The 21,169-nt window shown below is 37.0% G+C and carries 23 protein-coding genes; 20 read left to right on the top strand and 3 right to left on the bottom strand.

The window, feature by feature from the left end; genetic code table 11:
* Positions 1-11: 11 nt before the first annotated feature.
* Positions 12-956, top strand: coding sequence for a Wzz/FepE/Etk N-terminal domain-containing protein (locus C1X04_RS15860; RefSeq protein WP_137170468.1), 945 nt, complete (start codon positions 12-14; stop codon positions 954-956).
* Between the two features lie 167 nt (positions 957-1,123).
* Here the strand turns inward: C1X04_RS15860 and C1X04_RS15855 are convergent, their stop codons facing one another.
* From C1X04_RS15855 to C1X04_RS15845, 3 genes are all read right to left on the bottom strand, one after another.
* Positions 1,124-1,546: a type II toxin-antitoxin system HicB family antitoxin gene (locus tag C1X04_RS15855; protein WP_137170467.1), complete on the bottom strand. Its 423-nt coding sequence runs from the start codon at positions 1,544-1,546 to the stop codon at positions 1,124-1,126.
* Positions 1,547-1,583: 37 nt separating this feature from the next.
* On the bottom strand, positions 1,584-1,766 hold the full coding sequence (locus tag C1X04_RS15850) for a type II toxin-antitoxin system HicA family toxin (RefSeq protein ID WP_137170466.1): 183 nt from the start codon (positions 1,764-1,766) through the stop codon (positions 1,584-1,586).
* Positions 1,767-1,842: 76 nt separating this feature from the next.
* A complete protein-coding gene (locus tag C1X04_RS15845) occupies positions 1,843-3,333 on the bottom strand; it encodes an MBL fold metallo-hydrolase RNA specificity domain-containing protein (protein WP_137170465.1) in 1,491 nt (496 codons plus the stop codon).
* Positions 3,334-3,729: 396 nt separating this feature from the next.
* Between C1X04_RS15845 and C1X04_RS15840 the strand changes: the two genes are divergently transcribed.
* The 19 genes from C1X04_RS15840 to C1X04_RS15745 all read left to right on the top strand — a co-directional run bounded on the left by C1X04_RS15840 (position 3,730) and on the right by C1X04_RS15745 (position 21,167).
* On the top strand, positions 3,730-4,050 hold the full coding sequence (locus C1X04_RS15840) for a MarR family EPS-associated transcriptional regulator (protein WP_137170464.1): 321 nt from the start codon (positions 3,730-3,732) through the stop codon (positions 4,048-4,050).
* Between the two features lie 230 nt (positions 4,051-4,280).
* Positions 4,281-5,267: an NAD-dependent epimerase gene (locus C1X04_RS15835; RefSeq protein ID WP_137170463.1), complete on the top strand. Its 987-nt coding sequence runs from the start codon at positions 4,281-4,283 to the stop codon at positions 5,265-5,267.
* A 138-nt stretch (positions 5,268-5,405) separates the two neighbouring features.
* Entirely contained in the window at positions 5,406-6,707 is a 1,302-nt protein-coding gene (locus C1X04_RS18700; RefSeq protein WP_254682283.1) for a nucleotide sugar dehydrogenase, read from the top strand.
* Positions 6,708-6,768: 61 nt separating this feature from the next.
* Complete coding sequence (gene gmd / locus C1X04_RS15820; protein WP_137170462.1) at positions 6,769-7,896, top strand: GDP-mannose 4,6-dehydratase; 1,128 nt, start codon at positions 6,769-6,771, stop codon at positions 7,894-7,896.
* A gap of 1 nt (position 7,897) precedes the next feature.
* Complete coding sequence (locus C1X04_RS15815; RefSeq protein ID WP_137170461.1) at positions 7,898-8,863, top strand: GDP-L-fucose synthase; 966 nt, start codon at positions 7,898-7,900, stop codon at positions 8,861-8,863.
* A gap of 50 nt (positions 8,864-8,913) precedes the next feature.
* The gene (locus C1X04_RS15810) at positions 8,914-9,552 is read left to right on the top strand and encodes a hypothetical protein (protein WP_137170460.1); all 639 of its coding nucleotides are present in this window, start codon (positions 8,914-8,916) and stop codon (positions 9,550-9,552) included.
* On the top strand, positions 9,539-10,174 hold the full coding sequence (locus C1X04_RS15805) for an HAD family phosphatase (protein WP_137170459.1): 636 nt from the start codon (positions 9,539-9,541) through the stop codon (positions 10,172-10,174). The genes C1X04_RS15810 and C1X04_RS15805 overlap by 14 nt, the downstream gene beginning before the upstream one ends.
* Positions 10,171-10,896: a glycosyltransferase family 2 protein gene (locus tag C1X04_RS15800; RefSeq protein ID WP_137170458.1), complete on the top strand. Its 726-nt coding sequence runs from the start codon at positions 10,171-10,173 to the stop codon at positions 10,894-10,896. The genes C1X04_RS15805 and C1X04_RS15800 overlap by 4 nt, the downstream gene beginning before the upstream one ends.
* A complete protein-coding gene (locus C1X04_RS15795; RefSeq protein ID WP_137170457.1) occupies positions 10,890-11,225 on the top strand; it encodes a nuclear transport factor 2 family protein in 336 nt (111 codons plus the stop codon). The genes C1X04_RS15800 and C1X04_RS15795 overlap by 7 nt, the downstream gene beginning before the upstream one ends.
* On the top strand, positions 11,222-11,557 hold the full coding sequence (locus C1X04_RS15790) for a hypothetical protein (protein WP_137170456.1): 336 nt from the start codon (positions 11,222-11,224) through the stop codon (positions 11,555-11,557). The genes C1X04_RS15795 and C1X04_RS15790 overlap by 4 nt, the downstream gene beginning before the upstream one ends.
* On the top strand, positions 11,550-12,275 hold the full coding sequence (locus C1X04_RS15785; protein ID WP_217494975.1) for a glycosyltransferase family 2 protein: 726 nt from the start codon (positions 11,550-11,552) through the stop codon (positions 12,273-12,275). The genes C1X04_RS15790 and C1X04_RS15785 overlap by 8 nt, the downstream gene beginning before the upstream one ends.
* Positions 12,276-12,290: 15 nt before the next feature.
* Entirely contained in the window at positions 12,291-13,082 is a 792-nt protein-coding gene (locus tag C1X04_RS15780) for a hypothetical protein (RefSeq protein ID WP_137170455.1), read from the top strand.
* Positions 13,075-14,550, top strand: a complete 1,476-nt coding sequence (locus C1X04_RS15775; protein ID WP_137170454.1) for a hypothetical protein — start codon at positions 13,075-13,077, stop codon at positions 14,548-14,550. Before C1X04_RS15780 ends, C1X04_RS15775 begins: the two co-directional genes overlap by 8 nt.
* Positions 14,550-15,326 (top strand): hypothetical protein, encoded by a 777-nt coding sequence (locus tag C1X04_RS15770; protein WP_137170453.1) that lies wholly within the window; start codon positions 14,550-14,552, stop codon positions 15,324-15,326. Before C1X04_RS15775 ends, C1X04_RS15770 begins: the two co-directional genes overlap by 1 nt.
* The gene (locus C1X04_RS15765; RefSeq protein ID WP_137170452.1) at positions 15,323-16,324 is read left to right on the top strand and encodes a glycosyltransferase family 10; all 1,002 of its coding nucleotides are present in this window, start codon (positions 15,323-15,325) and stop codon (positions 16,322-16,324) included. Before C1X04_RS15770 ends, C1X04_RS15765 begins: the two co-directional genes overlap by 4 nt.
* Entirely contained in the window at positions 16,321-17,208 is an 888-nt protein-coding gene (locus C1X04_RS15760; protein WP_137170451.1) for an alpha-1,2-fucosyltransferase, read from the top strand. The genes C1X04_RS15765 and C1X04_RS15760 overlap by 4 nt, the downstream gene beginning before the upstream one ends.
* Positions 17,205-19,013: an ATP-grasp fold amidoligase family protein gene (locus tag C1X04_RS15755; protein ID WP_137170450.1), complete on the top strand. Its 1,809-nt coding sequence runs from the start codon at positions 17,205-17,207 to the stop codon at positions 19,011-19,013. The genes C1X04_RS15760 and C1X04_RS15755 overlap by 4 nt, the downstream gene beginning before the upstream one ends.
* Positions 19,006-20,085, top strand: a complete 1,080-nt coding sequence (locus C1X04_RS15750; RefSeq protein ID WP_137170449.1) for a glycosyltransferase family 2 protein — start codon at positions 19,006-19,008, stop codon at positions 20,083-20,085. Before C1X04_RS15755 ends, C1X04_RS15750 begins: the two co-directional genes overlap by 8 nt.
* On the top strand, positions 20,082-21,167 hold the full coding sequence (locus C1X04_RS15745) for an EpsG family protein (RefSeq protein WP_137170448.1): 1,086 nt from the start codon (positions 20,082-20,084) through the stop codon (positions 21,165-21,167). Before C1X04_RS15750 ends, C1X04_RS15745 begins: the two co-directional genes overlap by 4 nt.
* The last annotated feature ends 2 nt before the right edge of the window (positions 21,168-21,169 follow it).

The following is a 21,169-nucleotide window of genomic DNA, read 5'->3' as shown; positions in this document are numbered from 1 at the left end:
TAATATTTAATATGGCTGATAATCACAATTTTCCCCCGCAAGCATACCAACAGCATGACGATGAAATAGACCTTAAAGAGTTATTTTTGGCTCTATGGAAAGGCAAATGGATCATTATATTCGTGACCGCTATTTTTGCAGTTGGCGGTGTTCTTTATGCCTTGTCGCAGCCTAATACCTATAAAGCCGAAGCTGTATTAGCATCGGCAAATGACGGTCAATCAGGTGGCCTTGCGGCCATGGCATCGCAATTTGGTGGTTTGGCTTCCTTGGCGGGCATTAGCCTTGGCGGCGGTGGTACAGACAGCAAAGCCATGGCGTTGGCAACCTTGCAGTCACGTCAATTCTTGAACGCTTTTATCCACAAATACGACTTACTTGCTCCATTGATGGCTGTTGAAAAATGGGATAAATCGCAAAATAAACTTATATATAATACAGATATTTATAATGTAGAGAAAAAGGAGTGGGCTACCAATGATCAAGGGGAGTCTTTTCAACCCTCAGACTGGAAAGCGTATAATGCTTTTAAAGGTGCCCTTTCTATATCTGAGAGCAAAGATAATGGCTTAATCAACTTATCCATTACGCATTTATCTCCGACTATTGCTAAGCAATGGGTGGATTGGCTCGTTATCGATATAAACGCCTGGGTGAAAAAAGAGTCGTTGGATGAAGCGAAGCGCAATATTACCTATCTGGAAGAGCAAATTGAAAGAACCAGTATATCTGACATGCAATCGGTGTTTTATCAGTTGATAGAAGAGCAAACCAAGAACCTTATGCTGGCCCAGGTACAAGAAGAATTCGCCTTTAAAATCATTGACCCAGCCGTCGTTCCAGAAGAAAAAGCCGGCCCGAAACGTGCCCTAATTTGCATACTCGCCGTCTTGCTTGGTGGTATGCTGGGGATGGGAATCGTGCTTATCCGTTACGCCTTCGCCAAAAAAGACTAACGTAGCGTTTATGAAAGCCACAAGACCTACGGAAACCAACGGACCCGTAGGTCAGATGAGGCGAGGAACGAGGCGTGATCTGACGAATGGCCACAAATCAACGTCGTTAATGACCACATCACACTCCGCTAATCATGGCCTACGAAAACATGACAACCCACCAAATGTTACTTCGATTGCATATAACGGTCGGCTGCTTTGGCTAAAAAATCCGATCGATCTTTAAACTCATGATGAAATCCAACATAGGCATCGACTCGTGCTAATAGCGGTTCAGATAAAGTGATGTTAACGCGTTTTTGTTTGCCTTTTAAGCCTTCAACGGGCACTTCAATGGCTAACCATTCGGTAAACTCTGGGTACTTAGTGCGATAATCAACAAACCCAGTATTTAACATCGATAATATATGTCCATCAGCTATAACCTCTTCGGCCATTAAAAGAATGACCTCTTTGGCGCGATACAATACTTCTTCTTGTTCATCGGCTGCAGAAATACAACCGTATCCTAATTCTTCAAACGCCGGAACAATAATGCCCCATGCTGTGTGGTTGTCCTGTGGGCGTTCTATACCAACCATAAATAACATAATCACCTCGTTTGCTATTGGTGTCCTAGGGTACTGATTAAATCCCTGCCATTTTCTTAATGCTTGCTAATGTACCAATCGGAAGGTGTTTTTTAGGGTGAGGAATGGGGAATTTCTTTCCTGTTATGGGGGAGAACCATATTTGATAGTCTCCTTTACCATGCCTGATAAACGCGCATCCATTGGCTTTGAGCCGTTTAATAAGATCCTTTGAGTTCATGTTTACATCCTTATACCGAACTGGCTTCCTTGGATCAGGATAAATTATACACACGCATAAGTATAGTTCGAGTTTTTTACGGCACCACAACCTCACTCGCTGGATGGGCTATTTCAATCAACCCCTTTAGCGTCCGTTTGGCACCATCATCCCCGTGCACCAAATGAATTTTTTGTGGCTTTACTCGCATACGATTTATGAAATTCAATAAATCCCGTTGTCCTGCATGGGCGGAATACCCGCTTATTTGCTGTACCTTGGCGTTAATGGCATATCGTTCACCATCGAACATGACATATCCATTGGATTTATTGTGATACTTCAAAATGTCCCGGCCTGGCGTCCCTGTCGCCTGATAACCCACAAACAACACGTCATTGCGTTCATCGCCCAATAATGCTTTTAAATAATTTACGATCCGCCCACCGGCGCACATGCCGGAAGCGGCGATAATAATGGCAGGACGAGTTTGACGTTGCAGGTAAGAGACAGTTTGTAAGTGTGTGGCATGATCATCAATTGTGGTGACTTGATCAAAACTCAACGGATGGCGACCCGAACTCACGCGGCGCTTGGCTTCGTCATCCCAATAGCTCGCCAAAGACCGATACACATCTGTAAAGCGGCTCGCTAAAGGGGAATCGATAATAATGTCGATGTCCTCCCAATTTAACAAAAAACCAGAACGCGTCTTGCTTACGGCCTTTTGTTTGTTCTGGTGGATAATATGTTCCAGCTCATACAGCAATTCTTGTGTGCGGCCAATGCTAAATGCAGGGATCAACACAGTACCAGAATCGCTTAACGCGTGTTCCAAACTTTGTTGTAGGCGCTGGCGTCTTGTGGCTCGGTTTTCATGATTGCGATCCCCGTAAGTGCTTTCTAAAACAAGCTGATCAGCGCGATAAGGTGACTGCGGCGCACATAATAAAGGCGAGTAGGGCGCGCCCAAATCCCCAGAAAACAACACATCCCAATAATTTTGTTGAATCGTACCTTGTAACTGACGATCAGCAGTACCTTCTGTTCTGTAAGTCGTGCCTTTAGGCCGACAAACGTCATCACCCTCAACTCTAAAAATCACATACGCCGACCCTAATATATGCCCTGCACGGCACAGCTGTACTTGCGCTTTAGCGTTATTGTTTAAAGGAATATTCGTCCATACCTTATAGTCCAACGGCACCAACTGCGATGCCAACCTGTCTAGGCAAGCTTTTATAATACTGGCATTACGCGTCACCCCTACCTTAAGTGCATCTTCAATCACCAAAGGCAACAAGGCTGCACTCGGCTTAGAACAATAAATCGGCCCAGTAAATCCCGCTGCTAACAAATACGGCAAACGCCCGACATGATCGATATGAACATGAGTAATAACCAACGCCTGAACAGCTGAAAGGTCAAAATCTATTTCTAAACTGTTTGAGTCCGCCCCCGATCCAGATGTCTCCGCCCCCTGAAACAAACCGCAATCCACCAACACAGACTGATCAGAATCAATAAACAACTCATGACAAGACCCCGTCACACCCTGCACAGCACCGTGATGCTTAATATCCAACATACAAATCCTTATGTATCGTTTAAAAGAGGCGCCAAGATTAAACTACAACCCTGATCAGCATCAACCTAACGGTTCCTTCCCCACTCACTTGTAGGTCAGATGAGCCGAGGCACGAGGCGTGATCTGACGAATGATCATAACCAAGAATATCTTTATACCCAAAAACGCTTAAAAAACGGCCACTTTACAAACATTTTTCAAACACATTCTTTGCATAATTCCTCCCCTTGAATTATCATCGTTCACCAATTGAACACAGCATCAAAAAGTAATAAATAACACCAAACGAGGTTAATGCATGGAAAGCGTAGACTCACCTTCACACACAACACCTTTTCATACTCATTTTTTCTCGTTTTCATGCACCACGTTTAGTCTTATATCTAAGGTGCTTAAATGCTAACAGACGAATACCGCTATAAAATTTTAAAAGAACTGCAACAAGACCCAGACATTAGCCAGCGTGAGCTAGCCAAGCGCCTAGACATAAGCCTAGGAAAAGCCAATTTTTGTCTAAAAGCGCTAATAGAAAAAGGCCTAATAAAAGCCGAGAACTTTAAAAACAGCACCAACAAGGTTGGCTACTTATATTTGCTGACGCCTAAGGGCATAGAAGAAAAAGTCTCACTTACGCAGCGCTTTCTACAAAGAAAGCTAAAAGAACACGAAGCCCTAGAAAAAGAAATAGAACAACTTCGCAAAGAAGTTAGATCGTAATAAGCACAAGCTACGTTATGTAGGTCGCGCCTTTAGGCCGACAATCTAGCTTGTCGGTCAGATGAGACGAAGCACGAAGCGTGATCTGACGATTCGTCACTGGTGCGGTTGAAGTGCAGTTCGTAGCTCAGAATAGACAAGACACTAGGCGCTTTACTTGAAACAAAAGTAACGACAAAAGATGAGCTGGCAATAAACAACAAAATTTTAAAAACTATGGATACGATAAAATGAAGTTTTTAGTCACCGGAGCCGCAGGCTTTATTGGCATGAACGTTTCTAAACGTTTGCTGGAAGCAGGCCATGATGTGGTCGGTCTAGACAATTTAAATACTTATTATATGCCAGAACTTAAGCAGCACCGTTTAGACCAACTTTTGCCTTATCAGAATTTTCGTTTTGTGAAAATGGACCTTGCTGACCGTGACGGAATAGCGCAATTATTTACTGAAGAGCAATTTCAGCGAGTGATTCATTTAGCAGCTCAAGCAGGCGTGCGTTATTCCCTAGAAGCACCGTTCGACTATGTAGACAGTAATCTCGTTGGCATGATGACCATTTTAGAAGGTTGCCGTCAAAATAAAGTAGAGCATCTAGTCTATGCCTCTTCCAGTTCCGTTTACGGCATGAATGCTAAAATTCCATTCAGTGAATCCGATACAGTTGATCACCCTGTGTCACTGTATGCTGCGACCAAAAAAGCCAATGAACTGATGGCGCATTCCTATTCGTATTTGTATAACATCCCAACTACTGGCTTACGTTTCTTCACCGTTTATGGCCCAGGTGGTCGCCCTGATATGGCGCCTTGGTTGTTTACGGAAGCCATATTGAATGACAAACCGATTAAGGTGTTCAATCATGGCAAAATGATGCGCGACTTTACTTACATCGATGACATTGTGGAAGGCGTCATTCGCATTCAAGATGTGTTGCCACAAGCGCAACAGAGCCAAGGCACCACAGCACCTTACGCGATTTACAATATTGGTAATAACCAACCGATTCAACTGTCTGAATTTATTGAAGCGATTGAAGCTGCCTGTGGTAAAACCGCACAGAAAAACTATATGGACATGCAACCGGGCGATGTTCCAAAAACCTATGCAGACACAGCTCAACTAGAGGGCGCAGTAGGATACAAGCCCGCCACGACGATACAAGAGGGCATGGTCAAATTTGTTGAATGGTACAAAGCCTTTCAGAAAGAGTTATGAGATTGTAGACCTCTCTGTAGGTCAGATGAGCCGAGGCACGAGGCGTGATCTGACGCACGATGCGGCTCTGACAATAAACGACGTAACTATAAACACGTCGTTCTTTGGCAAATGACTTTATATATTATGGTAAACACAATGAAGAAATACAAAATTGCCATTGCTGGAACGGGTTACGTTGGCCTATCCAATGCTATGTTATTGGCGCAACACAATGATGTCATCGCAGTGGATATCGTTCCTGAAAAAGTGACCATGCTAAACAACAAGCATTCACCGATTGAAGACGTTGAAATCGAAGACTTTTTACAAAACAAAGCCCTCAGCTTTACCGCGACATTAGATAAGCAAGCCGCTTACCAACACGCTGACTTTGTGATTATTGCCACGCCAACCGACTATGATCCAACAACAAACTATTTCAATACGAAGTCGGTGGAAAGTGTCATTGAAGATGTAATGTCTATAAACCCAAATGCGGTAATGGTGATCAAATCCACCGTGCCAGTGGGCTACACACAAAGTATCATCGAAAAATATCATGATCTTTGTTCCTTAGAAGGCGATAACCCAAAAGTCAGTCATTCCCGCGAAGGCGGGAATCCAGAAGTTAGTCATTCCCGTGAATACGGAAATCCAGAGGTCAGTCATTCCCGTGAAGACGGGAATCCACCTAATATCTTCTTCTCACCTGAATTCCTACGCGAAGGCAAAGCCCTTCATGACAACTTGTACCCATCGCGGATCATAGTCGGTGAACGCAGTGAGCGTGCAGAGGTGTTCGCAAACTTACTCGCACAAGGTGCGATAAAAAGCGATATAGAGATACTTTTTACCGACAGCACAGAAGCCGAAGCTGTTAAGCTTTTTTCCAATACCTACTTAGCTCTTCGTGTTGCTTACTTTAATGAGTTGGACACTTACTGTGAATCTCATGGTTTAGACACCAAACAAATCATCGATGGTGTGTCGTTAGACCCTCGTATTGGCAACCACTACAACAACCCAAGTTTCGGCTACGGTGGTTACTGTTTGCCAAAAGATACCAAGCAGTTGTTGGCCAACTACCAAGATGTGCCTAATAACCTGATTCGTGCCATTGTGGAGTCTAACTCAACCCGTAAGGATTTTATTGCGGAATCTATTTTGAAGCGTAACCCAAAAGTGGTGGGGATCTACCGGCTGGTGATGAAAACTGGTAGTGACAATTTTAGGGCGTCGGCTATTCAAGGCATCATGAAGCGTATCAAGGCCAAAGGAGTTGAAGTAGTGATCTACGAGCCTGTGTTGGAGGAAAGCGAATTTTTCCACTCGAAAGTCATAAAGGATCTAGAAGAATTTAAAAACGTAGCAGATGTGATTATCGCCAATAGACAAGACAAAGTGTTGAGTGATGTGGCGGATAAGCTCTATACCCGTGATTTGTTTGGAAATGATTAGGTCTAATCGAGTAACAAGCTAGTTATTGAATGCAATTTAATTATGAAAATGGAAGAGAAAGATGAAAAAGAAAGCTCTTATTACCGGTGTAACAGGTCAGGATGGTTCTTACCTAGCCGAGTTTTTGTTGGAAAAAGGCTACGAAGTACACGGTATTAAACGTCGCGCTTCTTCTTTTAATACACAGCGTGTAGACCATATCTACCAAGACCCACATGTAGATAATGCTAACTTCATTTTACATTATGGTGATTTGACAGATTCTTCGAACCTAACGCGTATTTTGCAAGAAGTTCAGCCGGACGAAGTGTACAACTTGGGGGCTCAGTCTCATGTAGCTGTGTCGTTTGAATCCCCTGAATACACAGCGGATGTGGATGCGATGGGTACATTGCGGCTGCTGGAAGCGATTCGTTTGTTGGGTCTAGAAAAGAAAACCAAATTCTATCAAGCGTCAACGTCTGAGCTGTACGGCTTAGTGCAGGAAATACCACAAAAAGAAACCACGCCTTTTTACCCTCGTTCACCTTATGCAGTAGCTAAAATGTACGCTTACTGGATTGTGGTGAACTACCGTGAATCCTACGGTATGTATGCATGTAATGGCATTTTGTTTAACCATGAGTCTCCTCGCCGTGGTGAGACCTTCGTAACTCGTAAGATTACCCGTGGTTTGGCAAACATCGCCCAAGGTTTAGAGAAATGCCTGTACATGGGGAATATGGATGCTTTGCGTGACTGGGGGCATGCCAAAGACTATGTGCGCATGCAGTGGATGATGCTTCAACAAGAACAAGCGGAAGACTTTGTAATTGCCACAGGTGTGCAATATTCAGTGCGTCAGTTCATCGAATGGTCTGCGAAAGAACTAGGTGTGAGCTTGAAGTTTGAAGGTGAAGGGGTAAACGAAAAAGCCATTGTTACTGCAATTGAAGGTGATAAAGCGCCAGCGTTAAAAGTAGGCGATGTGGTGGTACAGATAGACCCACGTTATTTCCGCCCTGCGGAAGTGGAAACTTTGTTGGGTGACCCAAGCAAAGCGAAGCAAAAGTTGGGTTGGATTCCAGAGATTACAGTACAAGAAATGTGCTCAGAAATGGTGGCGGAAGATTTGAATGTTGCGAAACGCCACGCCTTTTTGAAGGCCAATGGTCATGACATTTCAGTATCGGTAGAGTGGAGTCACTAATATGTCCCCAAAACGCATTTTTGTGGCTGGGCATAATGGTATGGTGGGCAGTGCACTTGTCCGCCAACTCTCTCAGGATACAAATAATCAGATTATTACCGCAACCCGCCACGAGCTAGACTTAACCAATCAGCAGGCAGTGCAGAATTTCTTTGCAGAGCAGTCTATTGATGAAGTGTATTTGGCAGCAGCAAAAGTGGGTGGTATACACGCCAACAATACTTACCCAGCAGACTTCATTTATGAAAACCTGATGATCGAAGCCAACATCATTCATGCCGCGCATAAGCATGATGTACAAAAGCTGTTGTTCTTGGGGTCGTCTTGTATTTATCCGAAATTGGCCGAGCAGCCAATGCGAGAAGATGCCTTGCTGACAGCGACGTTAGAGCCAACGAACGAGCCGTATGCCATTGCGAAGATCGCTGGCATCAAGTTGTGTGAAAGTTATAACCGACAATACGGTCGCGATTACCGCAGTGTGATGCCGACCAACCTTTATGGACCTGGTGATAATTTCCACCCAGAAAATAGTCATGTAATTCCTGCGTTGATTCGTCGTTTTCATGAGGCGAAAGAGGCCAATGCGCTAGTGGTAATGGCATGGGGAACGGGCACGCCCATGCGAGAGTTTTTATACGTGGATGATATGGCTGCAGCGTCTATTTTTGTGATGAATTTAGACGATGAGACCTATCAGAAAGAAACTCAACCAATGTTGTCGCACATTAACGTAGGCAGTGGTGTGGATTGTACGATTAGAGAGCTAACAGAAACAGTTGCTCAAGTGGTGGGTTACCAAGGGAAGATAGAATGGGATACAAGTAAGCCAGATGGAACACCAAGAAAGCTGATGGATGTTTCGCGTTTAGAGAGACTAGGTTGGCGAGCGAAGACAGCTCTACAGTTAGGGCTACAAGCTAGCTATGAATGGTTTATAAAAAATATGGATAATACAAGAGTCTAGTACTTGATTGTAGAAATTGATTTTCCGAAAAATTATCAAAGGAACTACTAATGGAAGTTATTTCTCACAGAGGTTATTGGTTGAACCCAAAAGAAAAGAATACTGAATTGGCTTTTGAGAGATCTTTTCGATTGGGGTTCGGTACTGAGACAGATATTAGAGACTGTTTAGGAGAATTAGTTATTAGTCATGATATGCCGAAAGGCAATGAAATGACTGTTGCCAGACTATTTGAAATCTACAATGAGAATAGCTGTACATCACCACTTGCTCTAAACATCAAATCAGATGGCTTACAAGAGCCTTTAAAACAGCTTTTAAAAGAGCACAGGATCGAAAATTACTTTCTATTCGATATGTCTGTGCCTGATGCTATTGTGAGTATTGAGCATGGATTAACTTGCTTTACAAGGCAGAGTGAGTATGAAAAGGATTGTTCTTTTTATGATCAGTCTTCAGGTGTTTGGCTGGATGAGTTTATCAATGACTGGATTGGCTTGGATGCGATCGAACAGCATAAGAAAAATGGAAAAAAAATTTGTATTGTTTCACCTGACCTACATGGAAGAGACCCACTTGACAAATGGCAAGAACTAAAAGCAATCAGCAATAAATATAATTTAGATGATGTGATCTTGTGCACGGATCACCCTGAAAAAGCTATGGACATACTAAATGAAAAAAATTAAGGCAATTTTATTTGATATGGATGGGGTGCTAATTGAGGCAAAAGATTGGCATTTTGAAGCACTAAATAAAGCTCTTGGCTTATTTGGAATGAGCATTAGCCGTTATGACCACATCGTTACTTATGATGGGCTACCAACAAAAGAAAAATTGAATATGCTTAGTGTAGAAAGGGGATTGCCAACTTCTTTACATAAATTCATTAATGATATGAAGCAAATCTATACTATGGATATGGTTTATGCGCTTTGTAAACCAAAATTTCACCATGAATTTGCTTTATCAAAGTTAAAAAATGAAGGTTATAATATTGCGGTATGTTCGAACTCTATTTCTAATACTATTAAAATAATGATGGAAAAAGCATCATTGATTGATTACCTAGACTTCTATTTATCTGCGCAAGATGTCGACCTTCCAAAACCAAACCCAGATATATATATTAAAGCAATTCAAAAATTAGGCCTTGAGCCCTCAGAATGCCTAATAGTCGAAGATAACGAAAATGGTATAAGAGCAGCAAGAGAAAGTGGTGCTCATGTAATGGAAGTTAGAGAGATAGAGGAAGTTAACTATCTCAACATAAAGAAACATATCGATATAGTTGAAGGGAAAGATAAATGATTAATGTAGTTGTGCCTTTAGCTGGGCCGAACTTGTTCTTTGATGATTCTCGATACCCTTATCCTAAGCCTTTGATTGAAATCGGAGGTGACACTATGATTGAGCTGTTTTTAAAGAATATAAGATCGATCGAACAGCCTCTTAATTTTATTTTCATAGTGAATGAGGAAGACTGTAAAAAATATCATCTTGATTTTGCCTTGAATATACTTACGGACAATGAATGTAAGCTAGTGAAGTTAAAGAAAGAAACGAAAGGGGCTGCCTGTAGCGTTCTTATGGGGATTGAATATATCAATAATGAAGATCCTCTAATAATTGCTAACGCAGATCAACTATTGGACGTAGACTTCAATGAAATATTACTTAAATTTTCTGAATGCGATGCGGGAGTAATTACTTTCGAGTCAATTCATCCTCGTTGGTCTTATGTGAAAATAGATAATAATAAGATTATCGAAACAGCTGAAAAAAGACCTTTAAGTAATCAAGCGATTGCTGGTTTCTATTACTTCTCTAAAGGTAAGAGTTTTATTGAGGGGGCAATGGATATGATTAGAAAAGATGCCTCAGTTGAGGGTAAATTCTATGTGGCACCTGTATTTAATGAGCTTGTGTTGAAGAATATGAACTTGCTTGCTTTCCGGATAGACAATAAGAGGTTTCACACTTTTTACACACCACAAAAAATTGAAGAATACGAAAGAGGTTTATCATGCTAAGAGAAATGACAGCTAATTACATTGACGCCTTTAATAGTAAGGATATAGATAGAATATCGTCGATGCTATGCGAAGAATTTGTTTTAGAAGACCCAGTAGTTAAGCGAGTTGAGGGGAAGATGAATGCACTCATGGCAATAGAAGATATTTTTACATCTTGCTCTAAATTAAGCTTTAATGCCAAAAATATTTATGTAATGGACTCTGCTACAACACTGATAGAGTTTAGTTTAAATCTTGATGAAGTTTGTCTCAAGGGAGTTGATATCATTGAATGGAATAATGGAAAAATCAAAGAACTAAGAGCTTACCTGGATGTGCCAAAATGAAGACATCGCATTTAGATAATATGATTAAAGGCTGGTTTATTGGTAGTTTTGAGCCAACTCTAATAAATACTGATCAAGTGGAAGTGGCTGTAAAGAAATATAAAAAAGGTGAGTATGAAGATCGACATTATCATAAAATAGCAACTGAAATAACTGTAGTGGTATCAGGACGTATATTGATGAATGGTGTGGAGTATGGTGCTGGCGACATCGTCGTAATTGAACCCTGTGAATCAACAGACTTTGAAGCATTAGAAGATACTGTTAATACTGTTGTTAAGTTTCCTGGTGCAACTCAGGATAAGTATTTAGGAGAGTATAATAATGATTAATATTTTGATACCGATGGCGGGGTTAGGTAGTCGCTTTGCAAAAGAAGGTTATGATAAGCCAAAGCCTTTTATAGATGTTAATGGAAAGCCCATGATTGTTAGAGTTTTAGAGAATCTAAGCTATCCTGATGCGAAATATATTTTGGTTGCTAGAAAAGAGCATTTAGAGAAAGAGATAGACTTAGTCAATGAAATTAAAGAAAATTTTAATGTCGAGTTTGTTGAAATTGAAAAGTTGACCGAGGGGACGGCTTGCACAGTACTCTTTGCAAGAAAACTAATTGATAATAAAACACCATTATTAATAGCAAACTCAGACCAAATAGTAGACATTAATATAGCAGATTTTATTGATGACTGTTTAGAGAGAAAACTTGATGGAAGTATTCTTACCTTCGTAGACCAAGACCGGAACCCCAAATGGTCGTTTGCAAAAACTAATGAGAATGGATTGGTCGTTGAGGTGAAAGAGAAAGAGGCTATATCTGATATTGCAACTGTTGGAATATATCTTTTTAGCTCTGGAAAAGATTTCGTAGCCGGAGCAATCGATATGATTATTAACAATGATCGAGTGAATAACGAATTTTACACTTGCCCTGTTTATAATTATCTTTTAAAAGATGGAAAATCTATAGGTATACATAACATAAGTGTTAAAAATATGCATGGAATTGGTACCCCTGAAGATTTAATTTTCTATTTAAATAATTTATAGGGTGAGGACGTTTATATGTTTAAATTATATTTAATCTTTCTGTTGAATTTTTACAAGGCTAGGAAAGAAAATTCGAGTTTTAACACTATAGGCAGTAAAAATATAATCTTATCTAGGACTGCGTGTCTAGGTAATGAGATATTTGAAAGGGGGTTCTCAAAAAAATATAAGAGAATAAATTTTCCAAAATCTAGGGTGGATCATATCTTAGATGGCTCTGGTTCTAAAAATAATATACTTAAACTAATTAAATATTTTAATAGATTAGATATATTGTCAAATTCAATATATATGCAAAATAACAAATTTCTTTCTAAGCGGAATAATATTAAATACATTATGATTGACAGCTTCAGTGAGCTAACTGATCAAAGGTTCTATATAGAATCAATTGATTCGACATTTTACTGCAATTATGGTGACCTTAAAAAAGAGTGTTTAGAGAATAATGAAATTAAATGCTTTGGTAATATTGACTTAGATGATTTGCATTATGGGTATCTTAATTTTTTAAATAAAGTCAAAGAGACTTATCCTGGGGTTAAGGTTATTTTTATACATTTCCCCACTGCGCTTGAAACAAGAAAAGAGTATATTGAAAGAGCTGAAAAAATTTTTCATATAATTGAAAGCTTAAAGAAAGATTTTCCATTTCTAATTAGTTTGTCTGTTTCTCCAGAAAAAGTGCTTTCTGCTAGTAAAGGTAGTGAAGAATATAAAAAGCTACCATATCATTATGATGAATCAGTTTATGAGGAATTTATTGCTTTATTAAGGAGCTCTGGGGTGATTGACTACAATGAGTAAATCAATTACTAAAGGTATATATTCTGATTTTTTTGTTTTTTTATTAAGCACTTTGATTGGTTTTGCAGCGCTTCCTCTGTACTTAAATTATCTCTCAATTAAAGAAATAGGCATATTTTTTTCTGTTCAAGCTATTGTTTCAGTTTTTTCACTTGCTGATATAGGGCTTTCAATGTTTTTAACAAAGAAGTTATCGAGTGATTCAAGTTTCTATTCAGAAAAAATTAATATTTTATTAAGTTCATCTCAAATATATCAATATGCTTTGGGCGCTGTTTTATTAATAATTGGTATCGTTTTATCTCCTCATGTGGCTTCTATTTTAGATGTTGGTGATGAGTTTTCCCGTAAAGTAGAGATTCTTTTTTTGTTTTCTTGGTGCTCTGTAGTATGTAGTGTTATATTCGGGCTAAATCATGCTATTATGAGAAGTCGGCAACACTTGATGTTTATGAATTACTGTATCTTCATTATTTTACTTTTTACAACAATTTTAAATGTTCTGATTCTTAATTTTAATTTTAGCTTTGAGTGGATGGGCTTGTCTTTATTGTTGTCTACTCTAATTGTAAATATTTTTATAACGACTAAAGTTTATTCAATTTATAAAAAGTTTATTTTTAAGACATCGGCTTTTGACTGGGAAATAGTTAGAGAAGGATGGAGTTATGTCAAAAAATTTCAAATATTAAGGATTGCTCAAGTATCTAAGACTTCAATGTTTACTGTCCTGTTAAGCAACTATTCTGGGCAGACAGTAGTTGCGCAATATAACTCAAGCAACAAGCTTCTTGGGTTGGTTCCAGGTTTTGTTTCTAAGTTAGTTATGAATTTTTTTCCTAGGTTTTCATCATACTTAGAATCGAATAATCTAGAGCAACTTAGAGAGCAATTTGAACCCGTATTTAAATATGGTGTCTTTTTGACAGTCTTTTCTAGTTTTTTTATATGGTTCGTAAATCCAAGCTTTATTATTTTATGGGTTGGTGAAAACTTGATGATAGATAGGCGTGTATTTATATTGATGGTTCTTATAATGGCTGTTTTGTTGGTGGGAAGTTTTACAGGGCTTATTATTCAAGCTTCGGGAAAGTTCAAGCTAATGCCACATATAGCGATCGCCGAAGTCGGCTTATTCTATGTTTTATCATATATTTGTTATCAATTTTTTGGTCTATTTGGTTTCTTTTTAGGATTCCTGGTTTCAATACTTTTGAGCGTAATTTACTCTCTTTTTCTTATTGGTGAAATATTAGAATTTAATGTATTTGTATGGATAAAGGATAGTTTTGATAAGTTAGTTTTAACGACACTATTCTTATTAGGTTTAGGGGAAGCTCTCGAGATATTAATTGATAGCAATTTCCTTTATATTTCGACTTTTTCTTTAGTTTCATTGCCATTTTTTATCTATATATCCAATCAGTATATCCCATTTAAAAAATTAATTAAAAGCAAGGGGGCTTGATGAAGTCTGGATGGAGTTTTTGCATTGTTACAGCAAAAGGTAATGAGCTGTTGTTATCTAAAGCTATTGATAAAATAAGAGAAGCACTTAAAGAAGAAGCGTATGAAATAGTCATAGTAGGCAATCCTGATTTAAATTTTGACGATGTTGAAAAAATAAAAGTTATTCCATTTAAAGAGGACTTTTTTCAACTTTCTTTTAGTAAAAACTCTATTGTGCGTGCAATCAAAACAAGATCGATAAAGCCATTCTTTTATCGTCATGGTGCGATCTGCCATAAAAAAAATTTAGCAGCAAAACATGCCAAGTACGATAAGTTATGTATGATGCATGACTATGTGGGATTAGAAACAGGCTGGTATGAGGGGTTTAGAGACTTCGGTGAAAACTGGGACGTTGCCATGAACATTATTCTTAACAAGGATGGATCTCGACATAGAGACTGGATGGCTTGGGATCACCCCACTATTACAGATAATAGTAATGGCGAAGGAGCATGTTTAATCCCTTATAATAAATATACAAAATATATGTATATATCGGGTACATACTTTTGTGTAAAGAGAGAGTTTTTTATAAATAATCCGCTGAATGAGAAACTATTCTGGGGGGATGCTGAAGACGTTGAGTGGTCTTTACGAGTAAGAGAAAAGACGAAGTTCAAAATGAATATAAACTCATCGGTTAAGTATTTGAAATTAAAAGATGTTAATGGTGCTCCTAATTGTGAAAGCTGGGTACGCAATAGAGTTAAAATGGAGAGCATATTAAAGTGAATAAAATTTCTTTAATCACTCAATTTGGGCTTGATAATACTCTATTCAATATAGAGGGAAATATTCATAACAGAGACAATTTTTTATATTTCTACTATAGGTTGAGAGAAAGGTTCCTTGAAGAAGGATATGATCTTTCTACGTGTGATCTTAACTCACCAGATGAATCAGATATGATACTTTATATGGGGTTAAATCAAGAAATAAGTACTCATAAACAAGAAGAAGTATTTCTATTGACTCTTGAAAGTCCGCATGTCGATTCGGCAATTTATCGAAGTGAAGAGCATGATAAATTCAAAAAAATATTTACCTGGAATGATCAATTAGTTGACGGAGCTAAATACATTAAGGTTAATTACTCTTATCTTTTTCCGGAGAATATTGCCAATTATCCTTTTGATAAAAGAAAGCTATGCTGCACAATAGCAGGTAACAAGTCTTCAAAACACCCTGAAGAACTATATTCTGAAAGAGTAAAAGCTATTAGATGGTTCGAAAAATATCATCCAGATGAGTTTGACCTGTATGGTACTCAATGGAATGAATATTTATTTGGACATTCTCTATTAGGCAGAGCTTTAAATAAAATAAAGTTTTTACAGATAAGTAAATTTCCATCTTATCGAGGGAAGGTTGATTCCAAAAAATCGGTTATGCAAAAATATAAGTTTTCAATTTGCTATGAAAACATAAAGAATCAACCTGGCTATATTACTGAAAAGATTTTTGATAGCTTCTTTGCTGGATGCGTGCCGATATATTGGGGCGCTAATAATATTAGTGATCATGTTCCTAAAACATGCTTTATTGATAAAAGAGATTTTAAAGACTTTGAAAGCTTATATCGTTATATATCTGAAATGAGCAAAGATACTTTTGATCGTTATTTAGATTCAATTGATAGTTTTTTAAAGTCAGAAAAGTCTGATCAGTTTCGAGCAGATTATTTTGCAAATACTATTGTTAATGAAATGATTGAAGGTGTAAGTAGGTGATTGTTTTAAAAATTTCTGGTGGTCTGGGCAATCAAATGTTCCAGTACGCTACTGCACGAGCTCTCGCCTCAGAATATGATTGTAAACTTTATATAGATTTGTCATTTTATGATAAGCAGGATCTAAGATCTTTCTCTTTAGATCAGTTTAATTGTGAATATGAACTAGCATCTGATGACATAATAAATTTACTTAAAGGGAGAGAAGGTTTATACCAAAAAATTAGAAGGCGGTTAGGGTTTCCTATTTCAAGGCCTAAGACTTATGTAACTGATTCTTTAATGGTTAATACAGCTACACACACAAAAGACACATTTCAGCCAATTAGTTTAAATAGAGATGTCGGTATATACTTAGATGGGTATTGGCAAAATGAGAAGTATTTCAATACTTATAGAAGTCGTATAGTTAATGAATTTCAATTAAAGTCTAATTTTACTGATGCTGAACTAAAATATATTGACGATATGAAAAGAACAGAGAGTGTTTCGTTGCATGTCCGTCGTGGAGATTATGTTGATAATAATATGTTTAAAAATTCTAGCTTATCAATAACTGGATTAGATTATTATTATAGGTCAATAGAGTTTTTCAAAAAGAAACTCATAGATCCTGTTTATTATATATTTTCAGACGACTTAGAGTGGTGTAAAAAAGAGTTCAGTTTCCTAGATAACAAGGTATTCATTGATACCGCTAGCAGGGACACACATGAATTACTTTTAATTTCACAATGTAAACATAACATTATAGCAAACAGTACGTTTAGTTGGTGGGGGGCATGGCTTAATCAGAATGAACTCAAAACTATTATTGCTCCTAAAATATGGTTTAAAACTAATTTGGAACTAAGTGTTGCTCCTGACAACTGGGTGAAAATATGACTATTTATTCCTTTACTGGAGATCTGATCCTTCAGGGTTTAGATAACTCTGATGTCACTTCTTTTTTTGATGATATACGCGAAGAAATTGATTCATCTTTACTGGTTGTTAATTTAGAATCTCCATTCGTAGATCAATCTTGTGATATCCCTCTTAAGAATAAGGTTACTCTCTCTCAACCGCTTTGTAATATTTCAATCCTAGAAAAACTTAATCCATATTTAGTAACACTGTCTAACAATCACATTAATGATTATGGTAATAATAGCGTTGAATTGACCAAAAAAACTTTACTTTCCTCTGGCTTTAATGCGTCTGGCGTGGGTAAAAAAAATGATTTGGATCATGTTTTCATTGATCGTGACAGTAAAGTTATTATTGTCAGTTACACTACTCGTGAGACGGATTTAACAGGTTCTTTCCTTCATGCTGAAGAGGAAGTATTAGGCCCTAAAGATATTTCATTTAGTGAAATATCTGAGTTAAGAAATAGTCACAAAGATTTTAAATTGATTGTGAATTTGCACTGGGGAGTAGAATATATCCCTTATCCTCTCCCTACACAAAGGTCTCTTGCTTATAGAATGATCGATGCTGGTGTAGATCTTATTATTGGACATCATTCCCATATCATACAACCTTATGAAGTTTATAAAGGGAAATATATTTTTTATTCTTTGGGGAACTTCCTCTTTCCTGATGTTGAATTTTATTTAAATGGAAAAAAGGAGTTTATGTTCCAATCTGATCAGCAATGTACAGGCTTGCTTTGTAAATTCGATATTGAAAAAAATGAGATTATTTCACTAAAGAAAGTAAAGAGAGAGCTTGATAATTCTATCTCCATTCTTGGGGATTATAATAGAAAGCTTACTTCTAAAAATGATCTTATCTATAGCTTTAAGTACGCCATTTTTAAATATAAACAAAAATATCATGAATTACGCCCTTTAATACCCAAAGTTAAGCGAAAATTAATTAAAGAGATAAGTAAAAATCTAAGCGATTACTGGTACTTCATGTTTAAGTTTATACGTCACCATAAGTATGTACCAAATTTCAAAAAGCCTCGTACATTTAGTGAGAAAATTAATCACATAAAGCTTTATAAAATTGATGAACTAAGAGAGAAGGTAGTAGATAGAATTTGGGTGAGGAATTATGTGAAAGAACTTGCCTCAGAATGCTCATTAATACCAATTTTATGGAAAGGAAAGAGCATAGATAGAAGTATTTGGGATTCGCTACCTAATGAGTTTGTAATCAAAGGTAATCATGGATCTGGTATGGTCAAAGTAGTTGATAAATCAACTGATTCCTTTCATGAAGTGCTGGATTTAACTAGAACTTGGATGAAAACTGACTATGCCTCTATTGGCCGGGAGTGGTTTTATAATAAAGTAGACAAGTTACTTATAGTTGAGGAGAAATTAGTCTTTGATGATAATATACCACCAGACTTCAAATTCTTTTGCTTCAATGGTCGTGTAGAGGTTGTGCAAGTCGACTCTGATAGATTCTCCTCTCATAAGCGCAATATGTATGATGCTAATTTTGAAAACATGGGCTTTGAGCTATGTTTTCCTGAAGGTGTAAATATTAAAAAACCTGCCTCTTATGATCAGGCTGTGAGAATAGCTTCTAATTTGTCAAAAGATTTTGATTTTATTCGTGTAGATCTTTATATAATTGAAGACAAAGTCTTTTTTGGAGAACTTACGAATATCCCTGGCAATGGTCTAGAGGCATTTAAACCACGTAAGTTCGACTATTTACTTGGCAAAAGGTTAAATTTAAATGAGTGATAGACCTTTAATTTCAGTGGTTATGTCTGTTTATAACAGCCAAAAGTATCTTGCTGATTCCATTGAGAGTATTTTAAAGCAAACGTATGAAAACTTTGAGTTTATCATCGTTGATGATGGCTCAAGTGATCAAAGTCTTTCTATTATTCAGTCTTATATGAAAAAAGACTCTCGTATTGTTTTAATTAGCCGTGAAAATAAAGGGCTTCCTTACTCATTAAATGAGGCTATATCCGTTTCAAAAGGACAGTACATAGCCAGAATGGATGCCGATGATATTTCTCTGCCTGAGCGGTTTCAAAAACAAATTATGGTTTTACAGGGTGATCGAGCTATTGGTGTGTGTGGCTCATCTGCTTTTTATTTTAAAGACGATGATCAAAATAACTCTAGACTTTTTGTACCTAAAAAGAAACATGATGAGTTAAAAATATCATTACTCTATTCTTCTTGCTTTGTTCATCCAACAGTAATGATTCGTAAATCAGAGCTTATTAAACTTGATTACATTTATAATGAAAGTTTTTTTAATTCACAAGACTATGAATTATGGGGTAGGTTAGTAGATAATACAGAGTTTTTCAATATTCAGGAGCCTTTATTATATTATAGAGTCAATGAGGATGGGATTTCATCCACTACTAATTCTGATAGCTTATCATTGCGTTTTCCTTTGTTGAAAAATATCTATAAGCCTCTTTTAGAGGAGTTGGGGATTTCTCCATCAGAGGATTTTTTGAAATTGCACTTTCAATTAGGTTTAAATTCAGAGCTAAGGAACACAAAATTAGATTCAGTTGCAGTTCTGGATTATATAGATGAAGTTTTGAATGCTAATAGTGCCTTTAAAAAATACAATCAATCTTACCTACGTTCTTTTCTATATGGGCGTTACATCATTTTTCTAATATACTCTTGGAAAAAAGGGCGTGAAATCAAAATAAGCCATTTTTTAAAGACTTGTTTTTTTAAAGGTGTTTTTTCAATATTACATCAGAGGGTTAGAAATTTTAAAGCTCTTTTGTTCTCTTTTTTTCAAAGATTACTAGCTAAACTAAAGGTAGTGATATGATTTATGCTCTCGTGCTTTCTGTTGTTAATCTTGCAGCATTTTTCAGTCTTGTTAAGGTAAATCGTTTTTTATTATTATTTTTAAGTTTACTTGTGATTTTAACACTTGTCTTGTTTTCGGGGGCAAGATATCAAACAGGGAACGATTGGGGGAACTATACTTTATTTTTTGAGCGCCTTAGAGTAAACAGTTATTCAGATTTATTTGATCAGAAATTTGAGTTTGGTTACACTTTAATAAATTATTTTGTCAAACTTGCTGGGTTAGATGTGGGATATGTTTTTCTTCTTTCATCATTTATCTCAGTTTTTATATTAGTTGCAGGGTTGCGTAGGTATAATATTGTTATAGTTTTTGCATTGCTTTTTTATATGAGATATTCGTTTCTTCAAACTAACTTTATGTTTGTTAGGCAAGGTATTTCACTTAGCATTTTCTTTTATGCAATCCAGTTTATAGTTGATAAAAAAGCATATAAATACTTTTTTCTTATTGCTGTTGCTTGTTTTTTTCATATTAGCTCATTGGTTTTGTTGCCTCTTTATTTTTTTGTAAATTATAGATTTAATCGTTTTCATTATCTGTTTTTTTTGTTTTTTTCACTAATTTTAATGAAACTTAAATTTTATGGGCTTCTAATTCAATTGCTTCCTTTTGAAGCTTTGCGTGGAGTTGCTATCGCATATATGGAGTCCGATGCTTGGGGTAGACCATCTGCTTTTGGGTTTTCTTCTATAGAACGTTTAGTTATTGTTTCTTTTGGCTATTATATTATCTTTTTTTCAAAATATAAAGATAGGGTTAATCAAGAGTTTGTTGTTTTTTTTAATATTTATTTTTTTGGTTTTTTAGTATATATTGTTTTCTTTGATGTCTATGTTTTTGCTGAAAGGTTTTCTATTTTTTTTAATGTTTGTGCTATCTATTTGCTGGCTTTTTACGTTAGGTTTTTTAGAGGTTTTTTTTCTAAGCTTATATTTTTTATATTGGGTTCTCTTTTAGTTTGGGGTTTTTATTTGAAAACAGTTTTTTCTGGTGGTTCTGACTCCGTTTTCTTGCCATATCAAAATTTTTTATTCTAGGT

The organism is Marinomonas sp. FW-1 (genome assembly GCF_005222245.1).
Classification (GTDB): domain Bacteria; phylum Pseudomonadota; class Gammaproteobacteria; order Pseudomonadales; family Marinomonadaceae; genus Marinomonas; species Marinomonas alcarazii.
The sequence above is the reverse complement of the archived record's forward strand: the minus strand, read 5'-3'. Positions and strand labels throughout refer to the sequence as shown.